The 16,616-nt window shown below is 64.7% G+C and carries 18 protein-coding genes; 15 read left to right on the top strand and 3 right to left on the bottom strand.

The window, feature by feature from the left end; translation table 11 throughout:
- Positions 1–31: 31 nt before the first annotated feature.
- Entirely contained in the window at positions 32–553 is a 522-nt protein-coding gene (locus ABLE86_RS19975; RefSeq protein WP_348780737.1) for a hemerythrin domain-containing protein, read from the top strand.
- 5 nt (positions 554–558) lie between these two features.
- Here ABLE86_RS19975 and ABLE86_RS19970 read toward each other — a convergent pair whose 3' ends face one another.
- Entirely contained in the window at positions 559–1,287 is a 729-nt protein-coding gene (locus ABLE86_RS19970) for a Crp/Fnr family transcriptional regulator (protein WP_348780772.1), read from the bottom strand.
- 277 nt (positions 1,288–1,564) lie between these two features.
- Between ABLE86_RS19970 and ABLE86_RS19965 the strand changes: the two genes are divergently transcribed.
- The 7 genes from ABLE86_RS19965 (at position 1,565) to ABLE86_RS19935 (ending at position 9,597) form a co-directional block, all read left to right on the top strand.
- Positions 1,565–2,728, top strand: coding sequence for a transporter substrate-binding domain-containing protein (locus ABLE86_RS19965; RefSeq protein WP_348780736.1), 1,164 nt, complete (start codon positions 1,565–1,567; stop codon positions 2,726–2,728).
- Positions 2,725–3,324: an ANTAR domain-containing protein gene (locus tag ABLE86_RS19960; RefSeq protein WP_348780735.1), complete on the top strand. Its 600-nt coding sequence runs from the start codon at positions 2,725–2,727 to the stop codon at positions 3,322–3,324. Before ABLE86_RS19965 ends, ABLE86_RS19960 begins: the two co-directional genes overlap by 4 nt.
- Positions 3,321–4,214: an ABC transporter permease gene (locus ABLE86_RS19955; RefSeq protein WP_348780734.1), complete on the top strand. Its 894-nt coding sequence runs from the start codon at positions 3,321–3,323 to the stop codon at positions 4,212–4,214. The genes ABLE86_RS19960 and ABLE86_RS19955 overlap by 4 nt, the downstream gene beginning before the upstream one ends.
- Positions 4,214–5,134, top strand: coding sequence for an ABC transporter permease (locus ABLE86_RS19950; protein WP_348780733.1), 921 nt, complete (start codon positions 4,214–4,216; stop codon positions 5,132–5,134). Before ABLE86_RS19955 ends, ABLE86_RS19950 begins: the two co-directional genes overlap by 1 nt.
- Positions 5,135–5,179: 45 nt before the next feature.
- Entirely contained in the window at positions 5,180–6,805 is a 1,626-nt protein-coding gene (locus tag ABLE86_RS19945) for an ABC transporter substrate-binding protein (RefSeq protein WP_348780732.1), read from the top strand.
- Positions 6,795–7,739 carry an acetamidase/formamidase family protein gene (locus tag ABLE86_RS19940; protein ID WP_348780731.1) on the top strand — a complete coding sequence of 315 codons (945 nt, stop codon included), beginning with the start codon at positions 6,795–6,797 and terminating at the stop codon, positions 7,737–7,739. Before ABLE86_RS19945 ends, ABLE86_RS19940 begins: the two co-directional genes overlap by 11 nt.
- A gap of 61 nt (positions 7,740–7,800) precedes the next feature.
- Complete coding sequence (locus ABLE86_RS19935; protein ID WP_348780730.1) at positions 7,801–9,597, top strand: ABC transporter ATP-binding protein; 1,797 nt, start codon at positions 7,801–7,803, stop codon at positions 9,595–9,597.
- Positions 9,598–9,662: 65 nt separating this feature from the next.
- On the opposite strand, the gene ABLE86_RS19930 is transcribed toward ABLE86_RS19935, so the two are convergent.
- Positions 9,663–10,178 (bottom strand): MarR family transcriptional regulator, encoded by a 516-nt coding sequence (locus ABLE86_RS19930; protein WP_348780729.1) that lies wholly within the window; start codon positions 10,176–10,178, stop codon positions 9,663–9,665.
- Positions 10,168–10,317 (bottom strand): hypothetical protein, encoded by a 150-nt coding sequence (locus tag ABLE86_RS19925; protein WP_348780728.1) that lies wholly within the window; start codon positions 10,315–10,317, stop codon positions 10,168–10,170. The genes ABLE86_RS19930 and ABLE86_RS19925 overlap by 11 nt, the downstream gene beginning before the upstream one ends.
- Positions 10,318–10,411: 94 nt before the next feature.
- Between ABLE86_RS19925 and ABLE86_RS19920 the strand changes: the two genes are divergently transcribed.
- From ABLE86_RS19920 to ABLE86_RS19890, 7 genes are read left to right on the top strand one after another with little or no spacing between them, the layout of a single operon-like run.
- Positions 10,412–11,440, top strand: a complete 1,029-nt coding sequence (locus ABLE86_RS19920; RefSeq protein ID WP_348780727.1) for an ABC transporter substrate-binding protein — start codon at positions 10,412–10,414, stop codon at positions 11,438–11,440.
- Between the two features lie 58 nt (positions 11,441–11,498).
- Positions 11,499–12,587: an ABC transporter ATP-binding protein gene (locus tag ABLE86_RS19915; RefSeq protein ID WP_348780726.1), complete on the top strand. Its 1,089-nt coding sequence runs from the start codon at positions 11,499–11,501 to the stop codon at positions 12,585–12,587.
- The gene (locus ABLE86_RS19910; protein WP_348780725.1) at positions 12,584–13,435 is read left to right on the top strand and encodes an ABC transporter permease; all 852 of its coding nucleotides are present in this window, start codon (positions 12,584–12,586) and stop codon (positions 13,433–13,435) included. Before ABLE86_RS19915 ends, ABLE86_RS19910 begins: the two co-directional genes overlap by 4 nt.
- On the top strand, positions 13,432–14,220 hold the full coding sequence (locus tag ABLE86_RS19905; RefSeq protein ID WP_348780724.1) for an ABC transporter permease: 789 nt from the start codon (positions 13,432–13,434) through the stop codon (positions 14,218–14,220). Before ABLE86_RS19910 ends, ABLE86_RS19905 begins: the two co-directional genes overlap by 4 nt.
- A 16-nt stretch (positions 14,221–14,236) precedes the next feature.
- On the top strand, positions 14,237–15,058 hold the full coding sequence (locus ABLE86_RS19900; protein ID WP_209709991.1) for a polysaccharide deacetylase: 822 nt from the start codon (positions 14,237–14,239) through the stop codon (positions 15,056–15,058).
- The gene (locus ABLE86_RS19895; protein WP_348780723.1) at positions 15,055–15,810 is read left to right on the top strand and encodes an SDR family oxidoreductase; all 756 of its coding nucleotides are present in this window, start codon (positions 15,055–15,057) and stop codon (positions 15,808–15,810) included. The genes ABLE86_RS19900 and ABLE86_RS19895 overlap by 4 nt, the downstream gene beginning before the upstream one ends.
- Positions 15,811–15,834: 24 nt before the next feature.
- The gene (locus ABLE86_RS19890; RefSeq protein WP_348780722.1) at positions 15,835–16,593 is read left to right on the top strand and encodes an SDR family NAD(P)-dependent oxidoreductase; all 759 of its coding nucleotides are present in this window, start codon (positions 15,835–15,837) and stop codon (positions 16,591–16,593) included.
- The last annotated feature ends 23 nt before the right edge of the window (positions 16,594–16,616 follow it).

Below are 16,616 nucleotides of genomic sequence, written 5' to 3'. Positions count from 1 at the left end.
TAAAGCGGCGCTGTTGTGGGAGGGAGGGGGAATGTTCATGGCGGCGACGGAGGAAAGCAGCGTGCTTTCAGCAAGGCCCGAGAAAGACGACTTCGAAGACAAGGTTTGCCGGCTTGGCGATGGCCCTCCTGCTGACGTCATGGCGCGTCTGCACGCCCAGAAGCTGGCGCTGTGCGACCTGCTGGAAGAGGTTGCCGATTCACTTCCGCAGGACCTTGACCGCGCCCGATGCGCCGAGATTGCCGCCACGCTGGAGCCGCTGATGCGGGCCGTTCACGCCTACGAGGAAGAGGTGCTGTTTCCCGCCTATGTCGCCAGCCAGGGCGCGACGCCGCAGGCAGACGAACTGATTGCCCGCCTGAAGGCCGAGCACATCGAGGACGTGGATTTCGCAACCGAGCTGGCGGAGGGGCTGTCGCTAGTCGCCACCGGCTCGGACATGCCCAACGCCGACGCGCTGGGTTATATGCTGCGCGGCTTCTTCTCGGCGGTGCGTCGCCATGTCGCCGGCGAACGCGAGGCGATGGCGCCGCTGCTTTCGGAAAAGGCGTGAGCGACCTAGACGTTTGCCCGTTTGGCCAGGCGCGCAATATCGGGGATCGTGATCTGCCGATTGTTCTCGATCTCGATCACGCCGTCCTTGCGCAGCTTGGTCATCTGGCGGCTGACCGTCTCGATGGTGAGGCCGAGGAAATCGGCGATGTCGGCGCGGGTAAGCGGCAGGTCGTAGGTGATCGGCCCGTCGCCGGCCGAAGCTTCCGGATCGATGCGGATTGCCACCATGTGCAGGAAGCTCGCGACCTTTTCCGCGGCCGTCTTTCGGCCGAGGGTCAGCATCCAGTCGCGGGCTTCGTCCAGTTCGTCCAGCGTCTGCTTCAGGAGCCTGTGCTCGAGCTCCGGGGCTTCCTTGATCATCCGATCGATGACCGACCTGGGGAAGGAGCAAAGCGAAACCGGCGTGGCCGCAACCGCGTTGAGCGTGCTTTCCGACTTGAAGGGCCTCCCAAGGAAGTCGGGTGCGAATTGCAGTCCGACGATCTGCTGGCGCCCGTCCGACAGAACCTTGCTGAGCTTGACCACGCCCGACAGCATGTTCGAGAAGGTGGTGATGGGTTCGCTGTCGCCGATGAGCTCGGTGCCGGCCGCGATCTCGTGTTTGGACGAGTGCTTGCTGAGCGCCAGCAGTTGCTCGGGCGCAAGCGCGCCGCAGACTCCACGGTGCCTCGCCTCGCACGCCTGGCAAAGCACCGGAATGTCCGAATTGTGGATGTCTTGCCTGACATTCATCTTGATTGCCGATCTGACCATTGAAGTTCTTGTCTTACAGCGTCCCGTTGCGGAAATCTCGCGTCAGTTTGTCTCCCGCCGTCCCGAACAGCACCTTGGCGCTGCGGCAATATGCTGTGCGCTGGCTTTCCCTGCGGCGACGAAAACCACTTGACAGCGGTTCAAGAGGCCGGAAGACTGTAGCCGACAATCAGATTTTGCTTGGCACTTGGGCCTTGTTCCGGAATTCATGTTCCGTGAGCGAGGCCGTTTGCGTTTTTGGAGTGGGCCGCAAGGCATGGGGAAATCGATACCGATCGGGTTGCTGTTTTCGCGGTCCGGACCCTATTGGGCTCCCGGGCAGCAGGGCTTCTATGGCGCCCTGGCCGCGATCGAGGCGGTCAACGCCAGCGCCGATCATCCGTTCGAATTCGTCGCCCATGCGGCCGATCCAGAAGGCAACACGGACCGCTATGCCGGGCTGTGCCGTGACATGATCAAGCGCACGGGGCTGCGCCACGTGGTCGGCTGCACCACCTCCTGGAGCCGCAAGGAAGTCATTCCGGTCGTGGAAAAGGCGGACGCGCTGCTGTGGTATCCTTGCGTCTACGAGGGCTTCGAGGCGAGCGAGAACGTCGTCTATATCGCCGCCAGCCCCAACCAGCACCTGTTGCCGCTGCTCGACTACATCGTGCCGCGCTTCGGGCGTAACGCCTTCCTGACCGGATCGAACTACATCTGGGGCTGGGAGATGAACCGCATCGCCCGCGAGGTGCTGCACCATTCCGGCGGCAGCGTGTTGGGCGAGCGCTTCGTGCCGATCGGCGACGTCGACATCCACCACATCATGGGCGAGATCCGGGCCAAGAAGCCGGATTTCATCCTGAACAATCTGATCGGCCCTTCATCCTACGCCTTCCTCAAGGCCTATTACGAGCTCGGGCTTGCAGATCCGAGCTTCGCGCCGGGCGCGCGGCCGGTGCTGAGCTGCAATTTCTACGAAGGCGAGGGGGCGCTGCTCGGCGAAGCCGTTGCCGGACACTACACGGTGAGCTGCTATTTCCAGTCCTTGCAGACGCCGGCCAACCAGGCCTTCCTGAAGGCCGTCGAAGGCCGGCCCGGCACCGAGCAGGTGACCAGCTTCTTCGCCCAGAGCTATACCAGCGTGCTGATGATCGCCAATGCGATCAGGCAGGCCGGGACGGACGCAATCACCGAGGTTCTGGCAGCCGCCAAGGCACATCGCTTCTCGGCGCCCTTCGGCGAAAGCGTCGTGGATGCGCGCACCAATCACGTGCTCATGCCGGCCCATATCGGCAAGGCGCGGGCCGACGGCGACTTCGACGTCGTCCATGAGGCTGCCCAGGCAATCGAGCCCGACCCATTCTTGACGCGCACGCGCCTTGGCGTTCCGACGGCCGGGGGCGAGGCCAAGCCCGCTCATTTGAGGGTTGTCCAATGAGCATGTCGCGACCGACACCATCCTTCATCGGCTGGCGGGCTTTGGTGGTGCACAAGCCGCATCCAAACGTCGACGCGCTGCTGCTGCAGTTCGAGCGCATCGGCATGGCGGCTTCGCATTGCTGGCCGGAAATCGCCGACCTGCCGGACCTCGACCAGTTCAACGTGGTGCTGATCGACGCCGACATGGGCTATGACGGGCAGTTCCCGTGGAAGCCCGGCGAGGCGCCGGTGCCCACCATCGCGCTCATCGGCAGCGAGGCGCCGGGGCGCGTTTCCTGGGCCATGAACCAGGGCGCCGACGCCCAGATGCTGAAGCCGATCGGCAGCGCCGGTCTCTACAGCGCGCTGGTGGCGGCATCCCATGCATTTGCGCAGCGCAAGGCGCTGCTGGCGGAAGTTGCGGCGTTGCGCGCGCGCCTCGACAGCCGCGAACTTCTGGCAGAGGCGACGGCCGTGCTGATGCTGCGCGACAACATCAGCGCGAAGGCGGCTTTCCAGAAGCTGCGGCTCATGGCCATGGCTGACCGCGAAACGCTGGAAGCGGCTGCCGAGCGCCTTGTCAACACATTCAGCGAGGCAAGACTGGCCCGATGACCACCATTGAAGCAACCCAACCCGTCGCGACCGCGCCTTCCCGGGGCGTGTGGAGCCGGCTTGTCCGGCGCCCGCTGGCAGTGTTCGGACTGATCATCATCGCCGTCGCGGTGTTCGCCGCGGTCTTCGGGCCATGGATCGTGCCCTATGATCCCTATGAGCAGTTCTTCGACGGGCTGACCCTTGAAGGCGCGCCGCTGCCGCCCGATGCGAAATTCTGGTTCGGCACCGACCTCGTCGGCCGCGACCTGCTCAGCCGGCTTATCTATGGCGCGCGCACCTCGCTCATCATCGGCGTCGTGGCCAACGGAACCGCCGTCTTCACTGGCGCCGTCGTCGGCATCTGCGCCGGCTATTTCCGCGGCTGGGTCGAGACGATCCTGATGCGCTTCACCGACCTGATGATGGCCTTCCCAGCGCTGCTGCTGGCCATCGTTCTGGCCGCCATCTTCACGCCCAGCCTGTGGATCGTCGCCATGGTGATCGCCATGGTCAACTGGGTGCAGATCGCCCGCGTCATCTACACCGAGACGCGTTCGCTGTCGGAGCGCGACTTCATCGACGCCGAGCGCGCGATGGGGGCAGGGCATATGCGCATCATGCTGCGGCACATTCTTCCGCATCAGCTTTCCACCATCATCGTGTGGGCGACGCTCGGCATCGCCACTACCGTGCTGCTGGAGGCGACGCTGTCGTTCCTCGGCATTGGCGTTCAGCCGCCGATCCCGTCGTGGGGCAACATCATCTTCGAAAACCAGACCTATTTCACCAGCGCGCCCTGGCTGGTGTTCATTCCGGGTGCGGCTATCCTGCTGCTCGCGCTTGCCTTCAACCTCGTGGGTGACGCCCTGCGCGACATCCTCGACCCGACGCAGCAGGGACACCACTGATGCTCGCCTATATCTCCCGCCGCCTGCTGCAAACGGTGCTGATCCTGCTCGGGATCAGCCTGGTCACCTTTGTCCTGCTCTATCTCGTGCCGGCCGATCCGGCGCGCCAGATCGCCGGGCGCAGCGCCACCGCGCAGACTGTTGCCAACATCCGCGAGCAGCTCGGCCTGAACCTGCCGTTCTACCAGCAGTATCTGCGCTATCTGGGCGGCCTGCTGCAGGGCGACCTCGGCCGCTCCTACCTGCAGAAGACGGAAGTGGCCGAACTGATCTGGTCGCGCCTGCCGGCAAGCCTGCTTCTGATGTGCGGCGCGATTTTCTGCGAGCTCTTGTTGGGCCTGACCATGGGCGTCATCGCAGCGCTGCGCCGCGGCACCAAGGTCGACAACGGCCTGATGATCGTTTCCTTCCTCGGCGTCTCGGCGCCGCAGTTCGTGATCGGCATCCTGCTGCTTTATGTCTTCGCGGTGCAGCTCGGCTGGTTCCCGATCGGCGGCTACGGTACCTTCGCGCATCTCGTGCTGCCGTCGATCACGCTCGGCTTCCTCGGCGCCGGCTGGTATTCGCGCATGATGCGCTCGTCGCTGCTCGACGTGCTTCGGCAGGATTACATCCGCACCGCGCGGGCCAAGGGTCTGACCCGCGCCAAGATCCTGTTCGGGCATGCCATTCCCAACGCCATCCTGCCCATCATCGCCATGATCGGCATCGACATCGGCCTGTTCATGTCGGGCATCGTGGTGGTGGAGAGCGTGTTCGGCTGGCCCGGCATCGGCCAGCTTGCCTGGCAGGCGATCCAGCGCATCGACATCCCGATCATCATGGGCGTGACCATGGTGTCGGCCTTCGCAATCGTGCTGGGCAACCTGCTGGCCGACCTGATCGCGCCGTGGGTCGACCCGCGCATCAAGCTTCGTTGAAGTGCAATCCATGACAACAAGAACCCTGGAGTAAAGGAACAGAATATGAAGACAAAGCTTCTCAAGAGCGTTGCGTCGCTCGCTCTGGCCGTCGCCATCGCCGGCCCGGCCTTCGCCGACGACATCAAGAAGGGCGGCTCGATGATCGTCACCTACAAGGATGACGTCTCCACGCTCGACCCGGCGATCGGCTACGACTGGCAGAACTGGTCGATGATCAAGTCGCTGTTCGACGGCCTGATGGACTACGAGCCGGGCACGACGACCCTGAAGAAGGACATCGCCGAGGACTACACGATCTCGGAAGACGGCAAGACCTTCACCTTCACCCTGCGCAAGGGCGTGAAGTTCCACAACGGCCGCGAGCTGACCGCCGAGGACGTCAAGTACTCGATCGACCGCGTCGTCGACCCGAAGACGCAGAGCCCCGGCGCCGGCTTCTTCGGCTCCATCGTCGGCTTCGAGGAAGCCTCCGAGGGCAAGGCGGAAGGCCTCTCCGGCATCACGGTCATCGACCCCTACACGATCAAGTTCGAGCTCTCGCGCCCGGACGCAACCTTCCTGCACGTGATGGCGATCAACTTCTCGCACGTCGTGCCCAAGGAAGAGGTGGAGAAGTACGGCGCCGACTTCGGCAAGCACCCGGTCGGCTCCGGCGCGTTCAAGCTGGCTGAATGGTCGCTCGGCCAGAAGCTGGTGTTCGAGCGCTTCGCCGACTACTGGAACCCGGACCTGCCCAAGCTCGACCAGATCACCTTCGAGGTCGGCCAGGAGCCGATCGTGGCGCTGCTGCGTCTGCAGAAGGGCGAGGTCGACATTCCTGGCGACGGCATCCCGCCGGCCAAGTTCATCGAGGTCAAGGACGACCCGGCGTTCAAGGACCTGATCATCCAGGGCGGCCAGTTGCACACCGGCTACGTCACCATGAACGTCAAGATCGCTCCCTTCGACAATGTGAAGGTGCGTCAGGCCGTCAACATGGCGATCAACAAGGATCGCATCGTGCGCATCATCAACGGCCGCGCGATTCCCGCCAACCAGCCGCTGCCGCCGTCCATGCCGGGCTACGCCAAGGACTATGCCGGCTATGCCTATGACGTCGAGAAGGCCAAGGCTCTCCTGGCCGAGGCCGGCCTGGCCGACGGCTTCGAGACCGAGCTGTTCGTCGCCAACACCGATCCGCAGCCGCGCATCGCCCAGGCGATCCAGCAGGATCTGGCGGCCATCGGCATCAAGGCTTCGATCAAGGCGCTGGCGCAGGCCAACGTGATCGCGGCCGGCGGCGAGCCGGATGGCGCACCGATGGTCTGGTCGGGCGGCATGGGCTGGATCGCCGACTTCCCGGATCCGTCCAACTTCTACGGCCCGATCCTGGGCTGCGGCGGCGCGGTGCAGGGCGGCTGGAACTGGTCGTGGTACTGCAACGAGGATCTCGAGAAGAAGGCCACCGAAGCCGACTCCATCGTCGATCCCGCCAAGCAGGGCGAGCGCGAGGCCATGTGGCGCGACATCTACGTGAAGATCATGGAAGACGCGCCGTGGGCGCCGGTGTTCAACGAGGAGCGCTTCTCGGTGCGTTCGGCCCGTATCGGCGGTGCGGACAACCTCTTCGTCGATCCGGTCCACATCCCCGTTCACTACGATCAGGTCTACGCCAAAGATGTGCAGTAACTGCGACTACACAATCCACAGCCTTAACCATCACTATGGGTGGGATCGTTCGATCCCGCCCGTGGCGACGGTGGCGCCTGGGTCGAGCCTGAAGTTCGAGTGCGTCGACAGCGGTTCCGGCCATTTCAAGCCGGACAGCACGGTTGGCGACGTCTCGACGCTCGACTTCTCCAAGGTCAATCCGGTCACCGGCCCCATCTATGTCGATGGGGCCAAGCCGGGCGACGCGCTGAAGATCACGATCCATCAGTTCGAGCCCTCGGGCTTCGGCTGGACGGCGAACATTCCGGGCTTCGGCCTGCTCGCCGACCAGTTCAAGGAACCGGCGCTGGCGCTGTGGAAATACGATCCCGACACGATGCAGCCGGCGCTGTTCGGAAAGCATGCGCGCGTGCCGTTGAAGCCTTTCGCCGGCACCATCGGCGTGGCGCTTGCCGAGGAGGGACTGCACTCCGTGGTTCCGCCGCGGCGCGTGGGCGGCAATCTCGACATCCGCGATCTGGCCGCCGGAACGACGCTCTACCTGCCCGTCGAGGTGGAAGGCGCGCTGTTCTCCATCGGCGACACGCACGCCGCCCAGGGTGACGGCGAGGTTTGCGGCACCGCGATCGAAAGCGCCATGAACGTGGCGGTGACGCTCGACGTGGTAAAGGACGCAAACCTTTCCATGCCGCGCTTCACCACGCCGGGACCGGTCACGCGCCATCTCGACGAGAAGGGCTACGAGGTCACCACCGGCATCGGCCCCGACCTGATGAGCGGCGCCAAGGCTGCGGTGTCCAACATGGTCGACCTGCTTTGCAAGCAGCACAACCTGTCGGCGGAAGACGCCTACATGCTGTGCTCGGTCTGCGGCGATCTGAGGATCAGCGAAATCGTCGACATGCCCAACTGGGTCGTGTCGTTCTATTTCCCGCGCGTCGTATTCGAATGAAATCGTGGGACGCGGGCATTCGTCCGCGTCCCGCTCCCCCTCTCGGAGCTATCCAGGCATAATGAACAAGCCAACGCAGGACACGCTTCTCAGCGTCAAAGATCTCGTAACCCAGGTGGCGACGCCCGAGGGCGCAAAGATCGTGGTGAACCGGCTATCGTTCGACCTGGCTCGCGGCGAGACGCTGTGCATCGCCGGAGAAAGCGGCTCGGGCAAGTCGATGACCGCGCTGTCGCTGATGCAATTGCTGCCCAAGCCAATGGCGCGGGTTGCCTCCGGCACGGCCATGCTCAACGGCAAGAACATCTTGGCACTTTCCGAAAGCCAGATGCGCCATGTGCGCGGCAGGCACATCGGCATGATCTTCCAGGAGCCGATGACCTCGCTCAATCCGGTGCTGACCGTCGGGCGGCAGCTTGCCGAGGCCATCGTCGCCCACAAGCCCGTTTCCGCAGCCGAAGCAAGGAAGGCGGCGAAGGACCTTCTCGACCAGGTCCAGATTTCCGACGCGGCACGCCGGCTCGACCAGTATCCGCACGAGCTTTCAGGCGGCATGCGCCAGCGCGTGATGATCGCCATCGCGCTCGCGCAGAAACCCGAAATCCTCATTGCCGACGAGCCGACGACCGCGCTCGACGTGACCGTCCAGGCGCAGATCCTGGCGCTGATCCGCGAACTCCAGGCCCAGAACGGCATTTCCGTGATGCTCATCACCCACGACATGGGCGTGGTGGCCGAGATGGCCGACCGCGTGCTGGTGATGAACCGCGGCATGGAGGTCGAAAGCGGACCGCTGAAGCAGATCTTCACCCAGCCTGCTGACGAGTATACCCGCACGCTGCTCGCTGCCGTGCCGCGCCTCGGCGAAATGACGGGCACGACCCAGCCCAAGCGGGCGCCTGCCCAGCCGAAGGGCGAGGAAGCCGCGCCGACGCAGGCCGCCGCCGAGGCGCCGGTGGTGGAAGTCGACAACCTGGTGGTGCGCTTCGACATCAAGGGCGGCATTTTGCAGCGCCCGGTCAAGCGCGTGCACGCGGTGGAAGGCGTGTCATTCCAGATCAAGCCGGGCGAGACGCTGTCGCTGGTGGGCGAATCCGGCTGCGGCAAGTCGACCACCGGCAAGGCGCTGCTCAATCTCATTCCCTGGAACGGCAGCATCCGCGTCGGCGGCAAGGAAACCGCCAACCTCACGCGGCCCGAGCGCAAGCAGGTGCTGCGCGACATCCAGATGATCTTCCAGGACCCCTATGCCTCGCTCGATCCGCGCATGCGGGTGGGCGACCTGGTGGCCGAGCCGCTGGTGATCCACGGGCTGGCTTCTGGGTCGGAACTCAACGACCGCGTGGAATATCTGTTCCGGCGCACCGGCCTCTCGGCCGACCAGATGAAGCGCTATCCGCACGAGTTCTCGGGTGGGCAGCGGCAGCGCATCTGCATCGCGCGCGCGCTTTCGCTCTCGCCGAAGGTCATCGTGGCCGACGAAAGCGTGGCAGCACTCGACGTGTCTATCCAGGCGCAGGTGCTGGACCTGCTTCAGGACATCCAGAACGAGACCGGCATATCCTACCTGTTCATCAGTCATGACATGGCGGTGGTGGAGCAGATCAGCCACCGCGTGGCGGTGATGTATATGGGCCGCTTCGTCGAAACCGGCACGCGCGCGCAGGTGTTCGAGAACCCGCAGCACGCTTATACCAAGAAGCTGATGGAAGCAGTGCCGGTTGCTGATCCGGACCGCCTGCGCAAGCCTTTCGTGCGCACCGACGGCGACCTGCCAAGCCCGGTCCACGGGCTGGACTACGTGCCGCCGAAGCTGGTGAGGCAGGACATGGGCGCCGGCCACATGGTCTGGAACTGACTATTTTTACGGCGGGCGGCGCGACGACATAGCGCCGCCCGCCGCTTGGAGTTCCGCCGGTCGCCTCAGCGTTCGGAAGCGGCGATCATCATGCCGAGCGCGTCGGCCGTCATGTCCAGTGCATCGTCCGAAAGCACCGAGACCAGCTTGCGCTCCACCTCGGCGTGCTCGGCCATGGCCGCATCGGCGATTTTCAGACCTTCCTCCGTCAGCTCGACGATCACGCCGCGGCCGTCGCGCTCGTCGGCCATGCGGCGCACCAGGCCGTCCTTCTCCATCCGACGCAAAAGGTTCGACAGTCCGCCGGAGGAGAGCAGCAGCGTGTCCAGCAGTTCGCCCGGCGACATGCGATAGGGGCTGCCGGCCACGCGCAAGGTGGCCAGCACCGCATAGGTCGGATATTTTAGCCCGTGGCGGGCAAGCACGCGATCCACCGCGCGCAGGATGACGTCGTGCAGATGCAGGATGCGCCCGACCACGGCCTTGCCCGAACAATCGATGTCGGGGCGCTCGCGACGCCATTGCGCCATGCCGCGCGCGACCCTGTCATTGGCCCAGATTTCGGCATGCTCAGCTTTCATCGCGTTCCCGGCAGTCTGCTTCGGAATCATCATACTCAATTTCACGCGGCAAGCCATGCAACGGACACATCGTTGCGGCAGGCTCCCGTTCAGGTAATTTATCTTCCGGTTTTCTTTCTTGAAAGACATATTCTTCCATGTTAGGCGTCCGGCCCGGCGCAGGCGCATCAGGCGCGGCGCCAGGAAAGATAAAAAGCCTGGAATTGGCCCCACGCACTGAAATGGGAGCGCACATGAAAATCACTGCCCGAATTGCCAAAGCCGCCGCTCTTGCCGGCGCCATCTTGTTCCCGGCTGCCGCCGGCGCCGAGGAACTGGTCGTGGGAGCCTTCGGCGGCTCCTTCGCCGACAATGCCAAGGCCTGCTATGTCGAGCCCTTCGAGAAGGCGACCGGCGCGACCGTCACGCTGAAGCTGGCGAACTCCTCGCAGCACGCCGCTTCCGTGCGCGCCACCGCAGGCGAGTCCGACATGGACGTCGTGTTCATGGACGATGCCTTCGCCGCCCAGCTCAAGAACGAAGGCCTGACCGAGAAGCTCGACCGCTCCAAGCTGACCCACGCCGACGAGATCGTCCCCGACGCCTGGGGCGCGGACGACGCCTATGTCGTGGCGATGCTGAGCGCGACCACTCTCGTCTACAACCCGCAGACGGTGACCACGCCGCCGACCTCGTGGAAGGACCTGTTCGACCCGAAATATGCCGGCCGCGTCACCATTGGCGACATTTCCGGCACCACCGGCTGGCAGTTCCTGATGGCCGTCAACAAGATGGAAGGCGGCTCGCTCGAGGACATCACCCCCGGCCTGAAGGCCATCAAGCCGCTGGCCGAGAACTCGGTGGTGCTCTACACGCAGGCCGACCAGGTCGTGTCTCTGTTCGAGCGCGGCGAGGTGGACATCGCCGTCTGGTATCCGGACCGCGCCGGCGTTGCCGCGCAGAAGGGCCTGCCGGTGGCGGTCGCCTATCCGCAGGAGGGCGCGGTTGCCATTAAGCCCAGCGTGGTCATGCCCAAGGGCACGCAGAAGAGCGATCTCGCGCTGAAGTTCATCGATCAGGTGCTGTCGGCCGAGAGCCAGAAGTGCTTCTCGGAAGCCGCCTTCATCGGCTCGGTCAACAAGAACGTGAAGCTCTCCGACGAGGCCTCCAAGATCGTGCCGACCGGTGAGGTCGTCGAAATGCTCCTGTTCCTGGACCCCAACACTATGTCGCAGAAGCTGCCCGAGTGGACGCGCCAGTGGCAGCGCGAAGTCGCGCGCTGACAAGCTTTATCGGCGGCGGGCATTTGAAGCGCCCGCCGCGGAACCTCCGAGGTAGATCGTGAGCAGCCTGAAACTCGACCATCTTTCGAAGCACTACGGCGACGCCGTCATCGTGCGCGACCTCTCGCTGGAGATCGCCAATGGCGAGTTCGTGTCGCTGCTTGGGCCTTCCGGCTGCGGCAAGACGACGGTGCTGCGCATGGTCGCCGGCCTGATTGCGCCGACCGGAGGCAAGATCACAATCGGCGAGCGCGAGATTACCGTGCTGCCGCCGAACAAGCGGCGGATCGGGCTGGTGTTCCAGTCCTATGCGTTGTTTCCGCATCTCACTGTGTTCGAGAACCTCGCTTTCGGCTTGCGCCGGCAGGGCATAAAGGGCGCAGAGCTTGAAAAGCGCGTGAAGGATGCGCTGGCGCTGGTGCGGCTCGATGCCTTCGGCGACCGCTATCCGCGCCAGATGTCGGGCGGCCAGCAGCAGCGCGTCGCCATGGCCCGCGCGATCGCGCCGCGCCCCGACGTGCTATTGTTCGACGAGCCACTGTCGAACCTCGACGCCAAGCTGCGGGACGAGATGCAGATTGAGCTGAAGCGCCTTCAGCGTGAACTCGGCATTACCACGCTTTTCGTCACCCACGACCAGGCCGAGGCGCTGTCGCTCTCGGACCGCGTCTGCGTGATGGCGCAGGGCAATATCGAGCAGTTCGCTTCGCCAGAGGACATCTATCACCGCCCCGCGACCGCCTTCGTGGCGAGCTTCATCGGTAAGCCCAACCGGCTGCCCGGTAAGGTCGCGAGCCGCAACGGGGCAGGGGGCACGGTCGAGATCGGCGGCGGGCTGACGCTGAACGCCGACCGGCTGGAAGCGGCGGTCGGCGACGAGGTCGAGCTGTTCCTGCGGCAGGAGGCCATTGAGCTGCGCACAACGCCCGCCGAAGCCTCGGCTAACTCCATTCCCGGCACGGTGCAACTGCGCTCCTTCTCGGGCGCGCATGTGCAGTATGTGGTGCGCATCGGCGCGGGCGCCGAAGTCGTGGTCGAGGCGCCGTCGAGCGGCGCTGCGAGCAACCTCGAAAAGGACGCGTCGGTCTTCCTCGCGGTCGCACCGGCCAACGTCTTCGCGCTCGTGGCCAAGGGAGCGCGCTCGTGAGCAACTGGAAGGCGGGCGCGCTGCTTTTCGGGCCGCTGGCGCTGCTGCTTGTCGGCGCCTTCATTGTCCCGGTGCTGCTGCTGGCGCCGACCAGCTTCCATGAATATTCGCCCGGCGTGGGCATCGTCACCGATTCCTGGACGCTGGAAAACTACATCCGCATCATCGCCGACGACTATTATCGCGAGGTGGTGTGGCGCACGCTCTATCTCGGGCTTGGCGTCACCGTTTCGTGCCTGCTGCTAGGCTATCCCGTGGCCTATCTCATCGTGCGCGGGCCGGCGCGGCTGCGCCTGCCGCTGACGCTGCTGGTCATCTTCCCGCTGATGCTCAATCTCGTCGTGCGCTCCTTCGGCTGGATCGCGCTCCTGTCCAATCGCGGGCTGGTCAACAATTTTCTGATCCAGACAGGGCTGATCGGCGCGCCGCTGAAGCTGATGTTCAACCTCACCGGCCTCATGATCGGCATGACCCATATCTACCTGCCATTCATGGTGCTGATGCTGGTGGCCGCACTCCAGAACGTGCCGCGCGATGTCGAAGCGGCCGCTGCTACGCTTGGCTCCAGCCGCAGCCATGTCTTCACTTCCGTGACGCTGCCGCTGACGGCGCCGGGCATCATCTCCGGCTCGATCCTGGTCTTCGTGCTCACCATCAGCGCGCTGGTCACCCCGCGCATGCTGGGTGGGCCGACCTACAAGGTCATGGCGACGCTGATCTACGACGAATACATGCAGCTTCTCGACTGGCCGAGCGGCTCGGCGCTGTCGTTCTCGCTGACGGTCATCGCCATCGCCATCATCTGGGCTTCCAGTCGCATCACCAAACGCTGGGCGGGCATGGCATGAACGAGAGCAAACCGGGCTTCACCATCACCTCGATTGCGCTGCTGGTCATATTGTTCCTGCAGTTGCCGGTCATCGTCGTGGTGCTCGCGGCCTTCAGCACGACTTCCTACCTGACGATCCCGCCGCAGGGGCTGACCCTGAAATGGTTCGCCAAGGTGCTGAGCGATCCCGTCTATCTCGACGCGATCCGCATCAGCCTGACGCTGGCGGTGGGCTCCACCGCGATCTCGCTGGTGCTGGGCGTGGCGGCGGCCTATGCGCTGTTCAAGCGCATGCTGCCGGGCACGGAGGCGCTGACGTCGTTCCTGATGGCGCCGCTGATCCTGCCCTCGGTCGTGATCGGCGTGGCGCTGCTGCAATATTACAGCATGATCGGCTGGCGCGGCAGCTTTGCCGCGCTGCTGCTCGCGCATGTCATCATCACCGTGCCCTATATCGTGCGCTCCGCGCTCGCCAGTCTCTCCGGCGTCGACATGTCGGTGGAGGAGGCCGCGCGCGTGCTGGGGGCCAATGGTTTCACCGCCTTCCGGCTTGTGACCCTGCCGCTCATCAAGCCCGGCCTCGTCGCCGGTGCGCTGTTCGCCTTCGTGACGTCGATGGAGAACGTGCCGGTCACCATTTTCGTCGCCAGCGCCAAGCAGACGACGCTGCCGATCCTGATCTTCTCCTCGGTGGAAATGGGCGTCGACCCCAGCATCGCCGCGGTCTCGACGCTTCTGATCGTCGCCACGGTCGTCGTTCTGTGGCTGGCCGAGCGCTGGACCGGCTTCCACCGCTTCATCTGAAAATACGGGTACCGACATGAGCTTGACGAGCAAGGGATTTCCACTGTTCCTCACCTTTGATCTCGACGCCGAGACCATGTGGACGGCGCGCGACCCCTCCTATGCCTCGCGGCCGATCCTGATGTCGCAGGGCGCGTATGGCTGGAAGGTCGGCACTGGCCGCGTGCTGGAACTGCTGGCGCGCTACGGCGTCACCTCCACCTTCTTCGTGCCTGGTCTCGTCATCGACCAGCGTCCGGAGTTGATGGAACAGATACTAAAGGCCGGCCACGAGATCGCGCACCACAGCTACAGCCACGCCTGGATCCTTAGCCTCACGCCCGAGCAGGAGCGCGAGGAGATGGAGAAGGGCATCGAGGCGATCCAGCGCGTCACCGGCCGCAAGCCGCGCGGCTGGCGTTCGCCGGCGGCCGAGATCAGCGCCGTCACCATGCCGATGCTGGTGGAATACGGCTTCGACTACTCGTCCAACTTCTTCGACGACGACTCGCCCTATCTGCACACGGTGGAAGGCAAGAAGACCGACATCGTCGAGCTGCCCTTCCGCTGGGTGCTCGATGACGCGCCGTTCTTCCAGTATTCGATCGTGCTGCCCGGCCGCACCATGCAGGCGCCCTCGGCCGTGGCCGAGGTGTGGAAGTCGGAGTTCGACACGCTCTATGCCGAAGGCCGCATGATGATGGTGGGCATGCACCCGCAGCTCATCGGCCAGCCCTCGCGGCTGAAGGCGCTGGAAGCGCTGATCGAGCACGCGCTGAGCCACCCCAATGTCTGGATCGGCCGCTGCGACGAGATCGTCGACGACATGCGCCCGAAGCTGAAGGCAGCCGGGCTGTGAGCGAGGGTTTTGCGGGTCGTCGCATCGTCGTGACGGGCGCGGCACAGGGCATCGGGCTTGCGACTGTTGAGCGCTTCGTGGCGGCAGGCGGCAAGGTCGGCTGCCTTGATCGCGATGCGCGGGCATTGGCGGGCTTGGCCGAGCGTTTCGATGCTGAAACCATCCACACTGCCGTTTGTGACGTAGCCATTTCTACCGAGGTGGCTCAGGCCATCGAAGCCTGCGCGGAAGCACTTGGCGGCATCGACGGCGTGGTCAATTCGGCTGGCGTCGACCTGGTGAGCCCGATCGAGGCGATCAGCGACGAGGCCTGGGCTCGCATCATGGCCGTCAATCTCAGCGGCCCGATGCATGTCTGCCGCGCGGCGTTTCCGCATCTGCGTGCTGCCGGCGGCGGCACCATCGTCAACGTCTCGTCGGGCGCGGGGCTGCAGCCGCTGCGCCATCGCAGCGCCTATTCGGCTTCCAAGGCCGCCCTGCAGATGTTCTCCAAATCGCTTTCCATGGAAGCGGCCGAGTTCGGCATCCGCGTCAACACGGTGTGCCCAGGTGCTGTGGAAACGGCGCTGCTGCATTCCAGCATCACAGAGGACGCCGACGCAGCCCTTGCCGCCATCCGCAACCGCTATGCGCTCGGCCGCATCGCGACGCCGGACGAGATCGCGGCGGCGATCTTCTGGCTGTCGGGGCCGGAGTCGTCCTATGTCACCGGCACGGCCATGGCCGTCGACGGTGGCCGCACATTCCATTGATTGGGGCCACTGAGGTTTGAACGCATGAGCGCAGGGACGGGTCGTTTCGAGGGCAAAGTCGCCATGGTCACCGGCGCCGGCAACGGCATCGGCGCGGCGACGGCCCGGCGCTTTGTTACGGAAGGCGCGCGCGTCGCGGCAATCGACCTCGATGCCGCCGGCTTGGCTGAAGGCCTTGGCGACCTGCCGCAGGACCGCGTGCTGACCATGGCCGGCGACTGCATCGACGCCGCCGTGCTGGAAGGCTTCCATGCGGAAGCGACGGAAAAATTCGGACCGGTCGATATCCTCTTCAACAATGTCGGCCAGAGCGGGCGCGAGCGCTCCGCGCCCTTCCATGCCTCGCAGGAAGATGTCTGGCGTTTTGTCTTCGAAGTCTCGCTATTCAGCACCATGCGCTTGTCGCGGCTGGTTACGCCCACCATGCGTGAGCGCGGCGGTCGCATCGTCAACATGTCGAGCGACGCCGCCTTTGTCGGCGATGCCGGGCTGGTCGACTATGCGACGGCAAAGATGGGCATTGTCGGCTTCACGCGCTCGCTGGCGCGGGAGCTGGCGCCGCATGGCGTGACCGTCAACGCGGTCGCGCCCGGCGCCATCCGCACCCGCGCGCATGACAAGATGCCGGCGGAGGTGCTCGACCGCATCAAGGCGGCGACACCGGCCGGTTACGTGGGCGAACCGGAAGACGTGGCTGGCGTGGTCTGCTTCCTCGCCAGCCAGGACGCGCGCTTCATCACCGGCCAGACGCTGCTGATTGACGGCGGCCGCTGGATGATCTGACCGAATTTTTCCGCCGGGGGCTG

Origin of the sequence: Mesorhizobium sp. KR2-14, from assembly GCF_040049255.1 — a bacterium.
GTDB lineage: Bacteria > Pseudomonadota > Alphaproteobacteria > Rhizobiales > Rhizobiaceae > Pseudaminobacter.
Note: the sequence above shows the minus strand (reverse complement) of the source record. Positions and strands in the feature narration are given on the sequence as shown.

Excerpts from the sequence above, each read along its gene's own strand:
- ABLE86_RS19975 (WP_348780737.1), top strand. The coding sequence starts at position 32 with ATGTTCATGGCGGCGACGGAGGAAAGCAGCGTGCTTTCAGCAAGGCCC.
- ABLE86_RS19970 (WP_348780772.1), bottom strand. The coding sequence starts at position 1,287 with ATGAATGTCAGGCAAGACATCCACAATTCGGACATTCCGGTGCTTTGC.
- ABLE86_RS19965 (WP_348780736.1), top strand. The coding sequence starts at position 1,565 with ATGGGGAAATCGATACCGATCGGGTTGCTGTTTTCGCGGTCCGGACCC.
- ABLE86_RS19960 (WP_348780735.1), top strand. The coding sequence starts at position 2,725 with ATGAGCATGTCGCGACCGACACCATCCTTCATCGGCTGGCGGGCTTTG.
- ABLE86_RS19955 (WP_348780734.1), top strand. The coding sequence starts at position 3,321 with ATGACCACCATTGAAGCAACCCAACCCGTCGCGACCGCGCCTTCCCGG.
- ABLE86_RS19950 (WP_348780733.1), top strand. The coding sequence starts at position 4,214 with ATGCTCGCCTATATCTCCCGCCGCCTGCTGCAAACGGTGCTGATCCTG.
- ABLE86_RS19945 (WP_348780732.1), top strand. The coding sequence starts at position 5,180 with ATGAAGACAAAGCTTCTCAAGAGCGTTGCGTCGCTCGCTCTGGCCGTC.
- ABLE86_RS19940 (WP_348780731.1), top strand. The coding sequence starts at position 6,795 with ATGTGCAGTAACTGCGACTACACAATCCACAGCCTTAACCATCACTAT.
- ABLE86_RS19935 (WP_348780730.1), top strand. The coding sequence starts at position 7,801 with ATGAACAAGCCAACGCAGGACACGCTTCTCAGCGTCAAAGATCTCGTA.
- ABLE86_RS19930 (WP_348780729.1), bottom strand. The coding sequence starts at position 10,178 with ATGAAAGCTGAGCATGCCGAAATCTGGGCCAATGACAGGGTCGCGCGC.
- ABLE86_RS19925 (WP_348780728.1), bottom strand. The coding sequence starts at position 10,317 with ATGGAAGAATATGTCTTTCAAGAAAGAAAACCGGAAGATAAATTACCT.
- ABLE86_RS19920 (WP_348780727.1), top strand. The coding sequence starts at position 10,412 with ATGAAAATCACTGCCCGAATTGCCAAAGCCGCCGCTCTTGCCGGCGCC.
- ABLE86_RS19905 (WP_348780724.1), top strand. The coding sequence starts at position 13,432 with ATGAACGAGAGCAAACCGGGCTTCACCATCACCTCGATTGCGCTGCTG.
- ABLE86_RS19900 (WP_209709991.1), top strand. The coding sequence starts at position 14,237 with ATGAGCTTGACGAGCAAGGGATTTCCACTGTTCCTCACCTTTGATCTC.
- ABLE86_RS19890 (WP_348780722.1), top strand. The coding sequence starts at position 15,835 with ATGAGCGCAGGGACGGGTCGTTTCGAGGGCAAAGTCGCCATGGTCACC.